Here is a 14772-nt window from a genome sequence, read left to right as displayed (position 1 = left end):
ATTTTAAATGGAGATAAACAATTCCTCTTTGGCTGGAACTGCGTGTGCACCCCCCCACAAGTTTGCGGGAGTGCAGACCTTTCCCATCAACGCGTTGCCCGCGGTGCAATTGGTTTCGGAAGACATTGCGGAGCTGAGCCATAGCTTCGACGCCAAATGGAAAGCAGTGTCCAGGTATTACGAGAGGGTGAACTCCGACCTGCTGTTTTTCTTCAGCGACATCGCCATCCAGGCCGAAGCCATGGGGGCCCAGGCGCTTTTCGCTTCGGACAACATGCCGGCCATCAAGGCGACGGCGCCGGCCATTCTCACGCCCAGAGCGGCCGACGTCCCGCGCATGCAAATCAACGCCCAGGTAGTGCGGGCCATGGCCCAGGGATTTCCGGGGCGCAGCATCGCCGGGCTGGTTTACGGTCCCTTCACCGCCCTGGGGCAGGCAATGGGAGAGCAGGAAGTCTTGAGGAGCGTGCGGGATCGCCGGGGCGAGTTGCATCCCCTGCTGGAAAAAGCCTTCATGGTCGCGGAAAGCTACGCGGCGCTGCTCATGGACGCAGGCGCGGACGTGCTTTGGATTTCCGATCCCCTGGCTGCTCTGCTGCCTCCCGACGCATTCGAGGAATGCGCCGGGGGATATCTGCATGACATCTTCGCCATGGCGGACGCCGGAAAAACCATGCTCCACATTTGCGGCGACGTGAGCGAGTTGATCCAGCCCATGATTGAAACGGGCGTCTCCGGCATCAGCTTTGACCAGTGCATGGACCTGCTTGCGGTGGAGGATCAGGTTCCCTGGGACGTCGCCATTATCGGCAACCTGGAGCCCGTGGAAGTGGTGGGCATGGCCTCGCCCGAATACACGGCCGAGGCGTCGCGGGATCTGGTTTCTGTCATGGGAATTTTGCCCAACTTCATCCTCAGCACCGGCTGCGCGGTTCCGCCCGGCGCTCCCCTGGAAAACGTGGAGGCTTTCGTCAACGCAGGCAAACAGGCCATGGACGAGGTGCAGGAAAAAGCTCCCGCGCTCCGGGAGATTTCTCTGAAGGCTTCCGGGGGGGACGGGCCGCAAACAGTGGAGCTTGTAAGGGAGGCGCTGTCTAATGACGTGGATCCCTTGCTGCTGGCCCACAGCGGGTTGATCCGGTCTGTGCGTAAATCCAGCGCCTTGTATGAAACCCGGCAATGCTATCTGCCGGAAATCCTGCTGACCGTGGACGCTTTTTGTCAGGGCATGGAGCTGCTGCGCCCCATGATCGCCAAACAGGGCGGCGATTCCGTGGACGTGGTGATCGGCACGGTCAAGGGGGATTTGCATTCCATCGGCAAGGATTTGGTGCGCATTATGCTGGAGGCCAACGGGTTCGGCGTGCTGGATCTGGGCGTGGACGTGTCGGCCGGGCAATTCGCCCAGGCGGTTCAAGAGCATAGCCCGTTGATCGTGGGATTGTCCGCGTTCATTACCTCGGCCAGACGCCTGCTGCCTGGCATGATCGGCGAGATTCGGCAGGCGGGATCGTCCGGCATGAAAGTGCTGGTGGGCGGCGCGGCCGTCAACGGCGCCGTGGCCTCCGAAGTCGGCGCCGACGGGTTTTCCCCCGAGGCCGTCTCTGCAGCCCGGTTGGTGAGGGGGATTGTGAACGCTGTCAGGCGATAATAATTGATAAAAATCCACTTTTCGGTAAAGAAAAGCAAAAATTATTCAAACCACGGAAAGCACGGAAGCCACGGAAATATTTCATTACCGCCCTATCCAATTTGCAGGGGTAGGACTTGCCCTACCCAAGACAAGCTCTGCGCGTCCCTAAAGCACAGCAAGCTGTGCTTTATTTCACTGCATATCAATGGTTGGGAGCCTTTCCCCACGAAGCGCTGTGGAAAGGTTTTTTGCGGCGCTTTTTTTGCAGAAGAGCGACCCGCCGAAGATTGGTGGTTGAGTGGTTTTACCGCAATTTGGACCAAAAAAGGCGGGCGGCGCCGGGGCCCGGGTTGTACCATCGGGTCGGGGTTTGATCCTGCAGGTAGATCAGATCGCCTGATTTAGCTTTGTGGACTTCATCGCCGAAGCTGATTTCCAGAGCGCCGCGGGCCACGTATCCCATTTCCTGGCCGCGGTGGGTGAAAAAGTGGCCGGAAACGGTCTGTTCGGGCTCGATTTCAATCATAAAGGGTTCGGCGTTTCCTTCAAAATCCAGGGGGGTGAGCATTTTAACCGAGCCCTCGTACTCGCTGAGGTTGGCCAATGCCACGGCCGAGGCCTGGCCGGACGGAAACACAATCTGGGACCGCTTTTCAAAATCGCTGGAAAACAAGTATCCGGGAGAGACGTTGAGGATCTCCGCCATTTTAAGAAGTCCTGGAATGGACGGGTAGATGGAGTTGTTCTCCACCTGAGAGATGGTGCTGGCGGTGACGCCCACCATTTTGGCCATCTGCACCTGGGAAAGGCCTTTTTTCACCCGAAGCTGCTTGATGCGGGTTCCCAGATCCCGGAATCCTGCGCCGCCCTTATCGCCCGAGAAGACGATGTCCGGGCCTTTCATCTGATAATGATGAGGCTGCTGGATGCGGTCCGGGGTTCTTCCCTCCGCCTTGATCACAGACAGGGAAGAGGTGCCTCTTTTGATGGAAAGCTCCAGGGCCACCTGAGCGATCTGGTTGATCTGAGCGCGAAGCCTTTGGGAATGGGCGCCTTTTTCCATGATCCAGTACGCCACGGTGGACAGGTCGTACAAGCGGGGGCAGGAGTGGGAGTAAAAGCTGCCCACCTGTTCTTCTCCGCCCCAGACTTCCTGCATGCCGGTGAGGCTTTCAAATACCAGGTGCACGTCGCCGTGAAGTTTTTCATGCACGGAATATAGGGCTTCGTCAAAGGCTTTGATGTCGCCGGGCGTTTCTACGCTGACCACTCTGCTTTTTACCTTTTCGGGGGCGTTTTCCAGGAACTTCAAAAAGGCCGAGGCGCCTTTGCCCTTGCCGTAGGTGAAGCAGTCCAAAACAGTCAGCAGTGGGCTTTTTCCCATGGTTCCGAGGCGTTCAAACAGGTTTTTGGGAGACCGGTCAAAGCTGATGAAAATCACAGGAACCTTGTTTTCCAAAGAGGAGCGCACAAAGCGGAGCCAAAAAGCGCTGGCCAGGTTGCCGGACTCATCGTACCAGACCACATTATCGCCCAAAAGCAGGCTCCCCAAAATCTGATCAAGGCCTTTTACTCCCGTTAAAACTTCTTTCCGTTTACTCATCATCACGTGCGGCCTCCTCAAATCAGCGCCTCTTGTCTTAGGGGGAACTCCCTTTTCAGAACGATTTTCAAAAATTCGATGATTTCCTGGCATTAATTTATACTAACACGGTTATCAAAGTCAGAAGGCGGTGGCAAGATGAAAACATTCCGGCGTGTTTCAAAGGACGTCTTTTTTTAAAGGGGGTTTTGGCTAATCGGATTAAGAAAGGGTAGGGCGAAATATTTAATCAGAACGATAAATCTTTCATTAATAATTAATATAATGCGTAAAACAAGCCGCCCGCTGCAGGCATGCAGGGAGTTCATACAAAAAAAAGGGGACGCCCGAAGGCATCCCCCATTTTAAAATCCGATGGATTAAGATTAATCCACGGTCAAGGTCTGGTTGGCAGTCATGGTGTAGGTCTTGTCGCCCTGGCCATGCTTGGTGGTGATGGACCAATCGTTCTGGCCGGTGCCGCCGTCGACGGTAACGGTAACGTTGGAGGTTTGCCTGAAGCCCGCTTTTTCGGTCTTGGCAACGTCGAGGGTCATCACAACGGCTTCTTTGCCTTCTTCAGTGTAGTATGCCAGAATGGACTGGTTCAGGTTGTGCAAATCGGTCATGGCGGCTTTGTCATAAGCCTTTTTCCTGTAGGCGATGAAGTTCGGGATAGCAATAGCGGCCAGGATGCCGATAATTGCGATAACGATCATGAGTTCGATCAGGGTGAAACCAGATTCTTTTTTCGTCAGTTTTTGCATCATTTGTCCTACCTCCTGTTTTGGATGTTGTGTGTGTGATGCTTTAAAAAAGCATGTTGCAAAGTTAATAAAGTGTGTTTCAGCTTACCAATTTTCCTGTAAACTTCCTCCCGGAAGAGAGGCTCGCTGAAATTTCCAGCGTCTTCGTTCGCTCTCTTATATAAGCAGTTAGCGTGCCAAAGTTTATAAATATTTTGTTAAAGTTGAAATTGCTGTGAAAACAGATAATTAAAAGATGGGAGGCAAGGGGAGGGCGAGAAACGCGGGGTTTTTTCTCTTAGGGGCGCGGTGAAAATCACCCGATCCTGGGGATTTTCACCGCTTCCAGGCGGGAAAATTCCCCTGCGCCGATGAAGCCTAAACGCATTCTTTCTTTTTGGTGTGATATATTTCATAAGGATGGTGCGAAATATGACATAGTAAAAATCTATTTTTACAAAAAACATCATTTGTTGCTGGTAATATTTTAATAAAATAATAAATATTCAATAAGATCAGTTATTTATTCTCTTGGATCTGTTTCAGCTTGTCCATGGCGTCCTGATATTGGGGCGCGGTTTTAATTAGCGCCTTCAACAAGGCCTCTGCAGCTTGCTTGTTCCCCACGAGATCATATAGGCAAGCCAGGTTGTAGGGGGCGTCCAGAAAGCCGGGGGCCAGCCGCATGGATTCCTTAAAATGCGCCTCGGCGGGGGCCGCCAATCCCTTTCTTATATAAAGGAGGCCCAGCAGGTTATGGACTTCCGGCAGGTTGGGGTGCAGCCTGACGGCCTCGAGATAGCTGACCAGGGCGGCGTCCGTTTCTCCCTGGTTTAAGGCGATGGATCCTAAAAAGGTGAAGGCCTCATACTGGAAGGGGTTCGCCTCGGTGTTTTTTTGAAACCAGATTTTTGCGTTTTTGTAGTCCTTTTCGTCATAGAACATGGTCCCTATATTATAAAGGATGATCGCTTCCTCCGGATCGGCCTGCACGACTTCGTCGCGTATATTTCGCCCGTTTTCGTGAAATCCCGCCTTAAAATAGTAGGTTCCCAGGTAGCTTTTCGCTTTTATGGAATTCGGTTCGATCTCCAGGGCCTTTTTGATGCATGTTATGGCTTCATCGGTTTTTCCCTGTCTGTCCAGGGCGATGCTCAGGCCTTCCAAAGCATCCTTTCGCTTTTCCTCCAGGGTCAGGGATTCCCTCAGGTACTTTTCGGCGGCGGGGTAATCCTGCTTGCGGAGGGCGGCCACCCCTATCAGATAGGATGCAAAGGGATTTTCGCCGGTGATTTGCATGGAGCGTTTCATTAGGGCTATCCCGTCCTCCCACGCACGCGCCTGGTTGTACCCGAGTACGGTGAGGGCGAGGACAAGCCCAATTCCTACGCCGGCGGCGGCCTTGAATGACGGCGCCCGCCTGAAAAGCTCCGGGCCGCCCCAGGCCGCCATTATATAAAGGCCTATGGCGGGTATGTACATGAACCGGGCGGCCATGGCCTGGGGGCCGGACTGGCTTACGCCGATAACCGGAAACATGACACCCAAAAAGAAGAGCCACCCTACTATGAGGCATCTGTCGGTCTTCCACCTTAAAGCGGCCAGGAAGGTTACGGCGGCCAGCGCCAGCAAGGCGCCGGCCCACATCCAGTGGGGAAGCGGAGTCTGCGGTATGGGGTAATAGACCGCGATGTCAAAGGGCCAAAAGGTGTGATAGACGTATTTAAAATAGGAGATTAAGGCGTTGGGGATTCTGAAGGACAGGGGCGCCCCTTCCAGCGAGGCCACGGCGCCTACTTGGCGCTGCAAAATAAAGGTCGCCAGGGAAAACAACAAGGAAACGGCGAAGAGGGGGGCTTTTTCCCTGACCAATCCCCACATTTTTTTTGGGGCTTGGGTAATGTCTTCCGGGGAGATGCGTTTCAGGGGCCAATAATCCAGCAAAAGCAAGGCAAAGGGCAGGGTGACCATCATGGGCTTGGCCATGAGGCCCAGAATAAACAACATGAGAATGAGCGCGTAATTTTTCCATCCGGGGTTTTTGACATATTTTAAATACGCCCCCATGGAGAGCAGCCAAAACAGCCCGAAAAGCACGTCCTTGCGTTCCGTTATCCACGCCACGGACTCCACATGCATGGGATGCACCGCGAACAGAGCGGCGGCGAAAGCGCTTTTAAACGGGGCGCCCGTCATTTTGTTCAGGACCACAAAGAGCAGAAGGGTGTTAACGGCGTGAAAGAGAATGTTGGTCAGGTGGAAGCCGCCCGGGTTAAGGCCGAAAATCTGGGCGTCCGTCAAAAGGGACAGCCAGGTTACCGGGATCCAGAATCCGCCCCTGGTTGTGGTAAAAGCCCATTTGACGCCCTCCCAGGAAAGCCCCAGGCTCATGGCCGGGTTTTCGTAGACGTATAAGGAGTCGTCATAAAGGAAGAATCCGGTATGGGGAATGGTGTGGTAAACCGCTGCGACAAGAGCGACTAAGCCCATGCATAGCAACAGGTCGATGCGCGCTGTTTTCATGACAAGTTCCAGTGTAACTGCTGCCCGCTAAGAGGACGGATTATGCTTGTCGTAGCGGTACCTGAAAGAATCAATGCTGATTCCAAGAAGTTTGGCTGCTTTGTGCTTCACTCCCCCCGCTGCTTCCAAGGCTTTATCCAGGCAGATTTTCTCCACTTCCGACAGCACGTCGTCGATGTTAAGGCCGGAGGAAGGCACGGAAATCATCTGGTCCCAGGAAGGCTTTTCATCCGTGTTTCTGGACATCTTGTAGGAGGAGAGAGCCAGGCTGTCAGGCAGGATGATGTTTGTGTTGGAAAGGGCCACGCTTCGTTCGATCATGTTTTCCAACTCCCGGACGTTGCCGGGAAAAGGGTAGCGCTGGAGCAGATTGACAGCGTAGGAAGACATTTTGGATATTGCTTTGCCCATTTCCCGGGAGTATTTTTCCAGGAAATGCTGGGCCAGAAGGCGCAGGTCGTCCTTTCTTTCCCTTAATGGGGGCACGCGGATTTCGATAACGTTTAAACGGTAAAACAAGTCCTCGCGAAAACGCCCTTCAATCACTTCCTTTTCCAGTTGGCGGTTGGTGGCCGAAAGAATGCGGATATCCACCTCCACGTCCTGGGTGGCGCCCACCGGGCGGCAGACCCTTTCCTGGATGACGCGCAGCAGCTTGACCTGAATGGCCAGGGAAAGCTCTCCGATTTCGTCCAGGAACACGGTTCCTCCGTTGGCGGCGGTGAACAAGCCCTGCTTTTCGTGGATCGCCCCGGTGAAAGCGCCTTTTACGTGCCCGAAAAGTTCGCTTTCCATCAGGGTTTCGGGAATGCCGCCGCAGTGGATGGGCACAAAAGGGGCCTTGGCCCGCCGGCTCTCCCCATGTATGGCCCGGGCGATCAATTCCTTGCCCGTTCCGGATTCCCCGGTAATAAGAATGTTCGTGCGAGTGGGCGCCGCCTGGCGAATCAGGTCGTACACCTTGGTCATGGCCGGGCTGTTGCCCACAATGCCGCCGAAGTGGGAGGTGGCCGCCAGCTCTTCTTCCAGGATTTGCTTTTCCCTTTCCAGGGTTTTGCGCTCCAGGGCGTTGGCGATGGTGCCTCGCAGTTCGTCATTGTCAAAGGGTTTGGGGATATAGTCGAAAGCGCCTTCGTTCATGGCTTTGACGGCCGATTCCGTGCTGGAAAAGGCGGATATCATGATCACGACCGGCTTGGGGTTAAGCCCCATGGCCATCCTGAGCACTTCCAGGCCGGAGATGTCTCCCAAACGGATATCGCACAAAAGCAAGTCGTAGGAATGTTTTTTTAACAGGCCAAGGGCTTCCCGGCCGCCTCCGGCTGTGGACACCTCGTATCCGTCTCTTTCAAGCATCAGGCCCAGGAACTCACGCATGCCCAGTTCATCGTCAACAATCAGAATTTTATGGGGAGATTTCGCAATCATGGCATATTGTATCCGTAGGGGTTAGGCGCTGCATCTATATGTAATTTTTCCGTCAACCACTGTCATGGCTGCCGCGCCGGTCAGCTTCATGCCGTCAAAGGGCGTGTTTCTGCTTTTGGATGCAAAGCGGTCCGGGTTCACCTCATAAACCTTGTCCAAATCAATAAAGGTGATGTCCGCGGGCGCGCCTTTGCAAAGGCCGGAAGGCGCCAGCCCCAGGATTCTGGACGGGTTGACGGACATTTTCATGACCATGTCCGCCAGGGTGATGACCCCGTCATGCACCAGGGACAGGGCCAGGGGCAGGGCCGTCTCCAGGCCGATGATGCCGTTGGGCGCATTTTCAAAAGGCGCGTTTTTTTCTTCCGGCGAATGGGGCGCATGGTCCGTGGCGATGGCGTCGATGGTTCCTTCGGCCAGGGCCGTGCGAATGGCCTGGCGGTCCTTTTCCGACCTGAGGGGCGGATTCATTTTTGCGTTGGCGCCTTTTTCCGCCACTGCGTCATCCGTCAGCATGAAATAATGGGGCGCGGTTTCCGCGGTCACGGGCAGCCCTTCGTCTTTGGCTTTTTCCAGGGCGAGGACCGACTCCCGCGTGCTCACATGGCAGATATGCACGGCGCCGCCGGTCTCGCGGCTTAACTCTATGTCCCGTTCCACCATGACGCTTTCCGCGGTGTTTGGAATTCCCTTTTGGCCCAGCTTTTCCGCCGCGGGCCCCAGGTTCATAACTCCGCCGCCTACAAGGGGCATTTCTTCGCAATGGCTTAATATGGGAAGGCCAAGGGCGGAGGCCCGCTTAAGAGCCTGGCGCATTGCGTCCGGGTCCTTGACGGGCATGCCGTCGTCCGTAAAGGCGACGGCGCCTTCCTGGGCCAGGGTTTCAAAGTCCACCAGGGTTTGTCCGCTCAGGCCGCGGGTGACGGCGCAGGCCGCATAAACCTTGCAATGCCCTTGGTTTTTGGCGGTGCTTAAAATTTGCCGGAGTATTTCCGGCGAGTCGTTGGCCGGGGAAGTGTTAGGCATGCAGCAGACCGCGGTGAAGCCCCCGGAGGCTGCGGCGTGGGTTCCCGTCTCGATGGTTTCCTTGTGCTCCTGCCCGGGCTCCCGCAGGTGCACGTGCATATCCACCAGGCCGGGGACGGCCGTCAGCCCCGTGCAGTCCATGACTTCACAGGGCTGGGGCCATGAATTTTCGGAACCCGGGTAAACCAGGCTGTGAATGCAATCGCCCTCCACAATGATGTCCATTGCGGCGTCGATCCGGTTGATGGGGTCCACGATATGGGCGCCCCGGAAGATCAGATAGGGTTTGGCATCCAACGCCCTGGTCTCCTTTCCGTCTGGGAAATATCAAACAACTAATGGAGTATTTTTGCTATTCTGTTCCAACGGACGTCGAAAATGCTTTTGTCCTTGGAAAAGTATATCATAAAGGCCCGGCCTCTCAAGTTTTCGTAAGGTACAAAACCCCAATACCGGCTGTCGCTGCTGTTATCCCGGTTGTCCCCCATGGCGAACAAACTGTTTTCGGGCACGACAATAGGGCCGAAATCACGGAATTGAGGCATGCCCCGGTTTTCCGAGCCTTTTAAAATGCCCCACTGTTTTTCATACCGTTTCTTATTAATGTAAACGATTCCTTGATGGACCTGCACTTCGTCCCCGGGCAGGCCAATGACCCGTTTGACGTAGTCCAGCTTTCGGTCCCGGGGGAAGATGAAGACGATGATGTCTCCGTGATCGGGTTTTCCCGTGGGGATCAGCACCTTGTTGGAAAAAGGAAGCCTGATTCCGTAGGAAAACTTGCTCACGAAGATCTGGTCGCCGATCAGGAGCGTGTCTTCCATGGAGCCCGAGGGAATTTTAAACGGGGCCACCAAAAAGGCGCGGATGAACAGGGCCAGCAGCAAGGCGATTAAAAGAGCTTCCAGATTTTCTCTGATAATTCCCCTGGGCTTTTCGAATTGTTCGTCCGGTTCAGGAGCGGCTTTGGTTTTTTCCGTTTTTTGTTTTGTGTTTTGTTTCAAAATTCCTCGGGCGTCGCAAGTGGAAGAGTTTTACATTAATATTCCGAAAGCACGGAATCAGGGCAGCATTCCCTGAGGTTCGGTGATCAAAAATTCGCCCTCTGTAATCTGCGTCTTTAAGATGTCGCAGATTTCACGGGCCATGACAATGCTGGACAGGGGCGATGTGGGCACGTCTTTCCCTTGAAAGCGGATGGTTCCGCTCATGAGCTCGGCATAGCTGACCTGCTGGAGGCTTTTGGCATTGCCCGTGGGGTAGTCGTTTCCGTAATCAAGGATCTGGGTGAACAGATCGTCGTTGCTCACGCCGGTGTAAGCGGCCATCTCCTCATTCAATATGGGAATGGGGATGCCCACTCCCATGGACAGGGAGGGGCCGTAGCCCAGGATGCTTACTCCCACCACGAACTTGGGGTTCATGGTCTTCATGTCGCCCGTGAGCATCAGGGTGCGGGCCGGGCGGACCGGCGCTCCCATGGGCGTGGATTCCACGTTGGGGTTGTATTGGGTTCCCTGGAAGGAGACCCAGCCTGTGCCGCCGCCCAAGAAGATTTTCGTGCCGATTCCGATTGTTTTGCACAAAGGATCGTTGAACAAGGGGGATAGCTGGCCCGACGTGGAATAGTTGGCGTTGGAGGCCTTGGGCTTGAGCACGCCCATGTATGTGTAGACGGTTTTGGTGCTCATGTTTATGGCGCAGGCGTAGTTTTGGTAGGCGTTTCTTGGGTTGCATAAAACCGCGTAGGGCAAGTCCTTTAGGGTGACCATTTTTTCCACCCGGCGGTTGGGGTAGCACTGGGTGCCGTAAGCCGTTGCCAGGAGGTGCACCTCTTCGCCTGCGATGAGGTCGTGAATCACATGGCCGCCGCCGTAATTGAACTCCCCGGGATGCACCCTGTTCAGGGGGTCTTCCTCGCAGGGTTCGGTGGCGCCGATGTAGCAGTCCACCGCCGCGATTCCGGCGTAGGCGGGCACGTTGTTCAGCCAGGTTTTGGAGGCCTTGATGCCGGGTTTGGAGTGGCCGAAGTTGATGAATGCGCCGGAGGAGCACATGGGGGCGAAGGTGCCCGTGGTGACCACGTCCACTTCCCTGGCCGCTTCAATGGGCCCGTTTTCCTTGACGATGTCCACCATTTCCTCTGCGGTGACCACCACCACTTTGCCTGATTTGATTTTTTCGTTAATCTCGGCGTAGGTCTTGTTTACTTTAAACTCGCTCATAGCTTATTCTCCGAAATAGGGAAAACCCCATTTTTTTTCCTGTATACCGTTTCCGGCGGCGTCCGGCGCGCGCTCCTGTATGAGGGGCGGACTTACTGGAGGGCCTTTGTAACAGCGTTGATCTTGGAGGTCACGTTGTTTTTTATCCAGGATGCGTCCCACCATTCAATGGGGTTCACAAAGGTGTCGCCCACAAGCATTCCAAAGTGCAAATGATCTCCAATGGCAAGCCCCGTACTGCCGGTCAGGCCGATAATCTGATCTTTTTCTACCTTTTGCCCCTCACTTACGTCAATGCGGGACAAATGGGAGTACTGGGAAATGAGGCCGAAACCATGGTCTATGTAAACGGTCTGGCCGTATATTCCCTGTGGGGCCGCATAAATCACCATACCGCTGTTGGCCGCAGGCACGGGGGATTGGGCGACGGAGGCCAAATCAATACCCAGGTGCACCTGGCGGTCCACTTTTTCTCCTTTATAGCGGTATTCCCGCCTGTCTGCGAACCTGGCCCGGTTGGCCGAATTGGGCAGGCGCGAAAAAACGCCGTCCCAATAGATCACAGGTTTGGAGCGTTCGCACATGGCGCCGGCGATGGCGTAGTCGCTTTGCCTTTGCTCCCTGTTGATTTTCAGGTAGCGATCGATGAGCGGAACGTTGGGGTCGACCCTTTTGCCCGCTTCGAACTGAGGCAGGACCATTTCCATAAACCGGTCTGAAATATTTATGACGTCCTTGCGAAAATTGCCCGGATTGATCAGGTAGGAAAAAGAGGCGGCGCTGATGTTGCCGGCCTTATCCGCAGCCTGTATCATTATTTTAGTGTCCGTGGGCTGTTCGTTGTCCACGGCGAAAAAGGCCATGTATACGTCCGGGTCGCTGAATCCGCCGGAATAGCCGGGGAAGAAGTTATCCCCCACTTGGACGCCGTTTTTCACGCCTTTTTCGGAAAGACGGTAAATAGCCAGCCCTGAGCCTCCCTGGCGCAGGTAATGTCTTGTGGTCAGAACGGATATGGCGGGCGGCCTGGTGTCAATGGTCAGAGGGTATTCCTGATAAAACAGGTTGCCGTTGGCCCAGCTCCTTAAAGACCGATCCCTGGCGCTCACGCGGAGCACCGCCTCGCCGTCGCTGATGTTCAGCTTGTCTGGCTCAATAGTGAACGAGATGGAGTCTTTCTTGACCTGTCCCGGCCCCAAAAATCCTTTGGCGGGATATTCCTTGGAAAAAACCTCCACCTCCTTGTCCCCGGGGCGGGTCAGGACGATCCGGACGCCTGACAACCCGTTTTCGGGGTCTGCGAGCACGCCTTCAAAGGTGGTGGATAAGCCCGCATAGGTGATGGGCGCCTTCCATTGAACGGTTGGCGCATTTCCCTCCATGCGTTGAAATAAGTACCAGCCTCCGGGGACCAAAACCACCGCAAGCGCTATTCCAACCAACAAGCCTAAAAAACGAAATCCCTTCTTTTTCAATATATTATCCTATATGTCTGAGGGTCAATTGTGCCGTAAAACATATCAGCTTGCAGGGCTTGAATCAAGCCCTGTTTTTACCGCCTTGACAATACCTGGGTAGCAGGATAAACCCAAGTCAAAGGTTTTTCAAGCCTTGCGTTTATTGACTTTACGCCAATTGGCAGGCTCATTGATCAAGGATGCCGTAGATTATGACGAACACATTTTCAATCGGAAATAACATGAACGTGGGCCTGGGAGCGCCTTTGCTCCTCATTGCCGGGCCTTGCGTGATCGAGAATGAGGAAAAAACCCTTGAGATCGCGGAGCGCATAAAGGGAATCGTCCGGGACATGGACGTCAACTTTGTGTTCAAGGCTTCTTTTGACAAGGCCAATCGCACGTCCATAGATTCTTTTCGCGGCCCCGGCCTGGAGCAAGGGCTGGCTATCCTGGGCAAGGTAAAGTCCCGGCTTGGGTTGCCGGTGATTTCCGATGTGCATTCCCCGGATCAGGTGGGGCCGGCGTCCGAGGTTCTTGATATCCTGCAGATTCCCGCGTTTCTGTGCCGGCAGACCGATCTTTTGACGGCCGCGGGCAATAGCGGCAAGCCCGTTAACGTGAAAAAAGGCCAGTTCGTAGGCCCCTGGGATATGAAGCACGTGACGGGCAAGGTTCTGTCCACGGGCAACGAGCGCATCATGCTCACAGAGCGCGGCAGCAGCTTTGGATATAACAATCTGGTGGTGGATTTCAGGAATTTCAGCATTATGCGGGATCTGGGCTTTCCCGTGGTTTTTGACGCCACCCACAGCGTGCAAATGCCCGGAGGCCTGGGAAACTGCTCCGGCGGGGATCGGTCCTATGTTCCCTTGCTGGCCCGGGCGGCGGCGGCCGCGGGGGTGGACGGGGTCTTTTTCGAAGTGCATACGGACCCGGACAAAGCCCTGTGCGACGGCCCCAACTCATTGACTATGGAAATGCTGGAAAGCATTTTGCCCCAATTATTGGCTATCAGGAAAGCAGCCTCCTGAATTCCGCCCGGGAGCGATCCCGGAGAAGGGACGAACCATGCCGGATAGAGCGGCTGAAAACTGGGATGTCCTCGAACAGGTGGATGTCTTGCTCCTGGACGTGGACGGCGTGCTGACGGACGGGTCCATCACTTACGGGGACGACGGCGGAGAAATCAAGACCTTCAGCGTGAAGGACGGCCTGGGAATCCGCATGCTTCAACTGGCTGGAATCGTCACCGGCATTGTGACGGGGCGCAGTTCCAAAGCGCTTGCCAAAAGGTGCGAAAACCTGGGCATTACGCATCTTTGGGACGGCGTGAAAAACAAGTCCCTGCTCATAGAGCAAATCAGCCGGGATATGAAGGTTCCGCCTGAACGCATGGCCTTTGTGGGCGACGACATACCGGACATGGGCATCATGTCCAAGGTCGGCGTGGGCGTGGCTGTGGCGGACGCCCATCCAGACGTGATAAATGCCGCCAGGCTGGTCACGACCAAACCCGGCGGCCGCGGTGCAGTACGGGAAGTTTGCGAGGGAATCCTGAAAGCCAAGGGATTATGGGATGAAACGCAGAAACAGGTTGCAGTCTAGCATCATCTACTTGATGGCGGGCTTCTTGATCGCTTTGATAATCGGCCCCATGGTGGGGCGCCTCTACATGAAGGATGACGGGGGGCAGACCACTGTGGAGAAAACCGAAATATCAGAGGACGGCGGCATGGTGCTGACCAAACTCCACCACGAGGCGGTCAGGGACGGAAAACTGGAATGGATGCTGGATGCGGCCTCCGCTGAATTGACGGAACTAGGGAAAAGCGGCCGCTTCTACAATCTCGGCATCATGTTATACGGCGCAGACAAGTCCGAAACCAAGGTGACGGCCAAATACGGCGAGGTCAACTTTTTCACCCATGACTTCATGCTCAAGCACGCTGTGGAGGCGACGAACAAGCCGTACTCCCTGACCAGCGACAAATTGGAATACTCCAATGAAAAACAGTCGCTTTATTCGCCGGGACGGGTGCGAATCAAAGGCCCGTCAGTTTATTTGACGGCGGATTCCATGCAATATGACCTTAAAAACAAACAGGCGGAATTTCGTGGAAACGTAGTCGCTATCCTTGGAGGCTCCTGA

Annotated in this window: 12 protein-coding genes; 4 read left to right on the top strand and 8 right to left on the bottom strand. The window is 54.9% G+C overall.

Going from position 1 to position 14772, the window contains the following annotated elements; genetic code table 11:
* Window positions 1–7 precede the first annotated feature (7 nt).
* Window positions 8–1651, top strand: coding sequence for a uroporphyrinogen decarboxylase family protein (locus G491_RS33080; RefSeq protein ID WP_084511181.1), 1644 nt, complete (start codon window positions 8–10; stop codon window positions 1649–1651).
* 286 nt (window positions 1652–1937) lie between these two features.
* Here the strand turns inward: G491_RS33080 and G491_RS0100205 are convergent, their stop codons facing one another.
* The 8 genes from G491_RS0100205 to G491_RS0100170 form a co-directional block, all read right to left on the bottom strand.
* Window positions 1938–3239, bottom strand: a complete 1302-nt coding sequence (locus tag G491_RS0100205) for a helix-turn-helix domain-containing protein (RefSeq protein WP_028313152.1) — start codon at window positions 3237–3239, stop codon at window positions 1938–1940.
* Between the two features lie 362 nt (window positions 3240–3601).
* Window positions 3602–3985, bottom strand: a complete 384-nt coding sequence (locus G491_RS36490; RefSeq protein WP_028313151.1) for a type IV pilin protein — start codon at window positions 3983–3985, stop codon at window positions 3602–3604.
* Between the two features lie 495 nt (window positions 3986–4480).
* Complete coding sequence (locus G491_RS0100195) at window positions 4481–6484, bottom strand: tetratricopeptide repeat protein (protein ID WP_028313150.1); 2004 nt, start codon at window positions 6482–6484, stop codon at window positions 4481–4483.
* Between the two features lie 27 nt (window positions 6485–6511).
* Window positions 6512–7912 (bottom strand): sigma-54-dependent transcriptional regulator, encoded by a 1401-nt coding sequence (locus G491_RS0100190; protein WP_012610506.1) that lies wholly within the window; start codon window positions 7910–7912, stop codon window positions 6512–6514.
* Between the two features lie 21 nt (window positions 7913–7933).
* Window positions 7934–9235 (bottom strand): dihydroorotase, encoded by a 1302-nt coding sequence (locus G491_RS0100185; protein WP_028313148.1) that lies wholly within the window; start codon window positions 9233–9235, stop codon window positions 7934–7936.
* 38 nt (window positions 9236–9273) lie between these two features.
* Window positions 9274–9942, bottom strand: coding sequence for a signal peptidase I (lepB, locus tag G491_RS0100180; protein ID WP_012610504.1), 669 nt, complete (start codon window positions 9940–9942; stop codon window positions 9274–9276).
* A 57-nt stretch (window positions 9943–9999) separates the two neighbouring features.
* Window positions 10000–11163: a homocysteine biosynthesis protein gene (locus G491_RS0100175; RefSeq protein WP_028313147.1), complete on the bottom strand. Its 1164-nt coding sequence runs from the start codon at window positions 11161–11163 to the stop codon at window positions 10000–10002.
* 92 nt (window positions 11164–11255) lie between these two features.
* Window positions 11256–12638: a M23 family metallopeptidase gene (locus tag G491_RS0100170; RefSeq protein WP_028313146.1), complete on the bottom strand. Its 1383-nt coding sequence runs from the start codon at window positions 12636–12638 to the stop codon at window positions 11256–11258.
* A gap of 194 nt (window positions 12639–12832) precedes the next feature.
* Here G491_RS0100170 and kdsA point away from each other — a divergent pair, with 194 nt between their 5' ends.
* Genes kdsA through lptC form a run of 3 tightly spaced genes read left to right on the top strand, consistent with a single transcriptional unit; the run spans window position 12833 to window position 14772 of the window.
* On the top strand, window positions 12833–13654 hold the full coding sequence (gene kdsA, locus G491_RS0100165; protein WP_028313145.1) for a 3-deoxy-8-phosphooctulonate synthase: 822 nt from the start codon (window positions 12833–12835) through the stop codon (window positions 13652–13654).
* Window positions 13655–13691: 37 nt separating this feature from the next.
* Window positions 13692–14228: a KdsC family phosphatase gene (locus G491_RS0100160; protein WP_028313144.1), complete on the top strand. Its 537-nt coding sequence runs from the start codon at window positions 13692–13694 to the stop codon at window positions 14226–14228.
* Between the two features lie 25 nt (window positions 14229–14253).
* Window positions 14254–14772, top strand: a complete 519-nt coding sequence (gene lptC, locus G491_RS0100155) for an LPS export ABC transporter periplasmic protein LptC (RefSeq protein ID WP_168161160.1) — start codon at window positions 14254–14256, stop codon at window positions 14770–14772.

The organism is Desulfatibacillum aliphaticivorans DSM 15576, from assembly GCF_000429905.1.
GTDB lineage: Bacteria > Desulfobacterota > Desulfobacteria > Desulfobacterales > Desulfatibacillaceae > Desulfatibacillum > Desulfatibacillum aliphaticivorans.
This window is presented reverse-complemented; position numbering and strand designations above follow the sequence as displayed.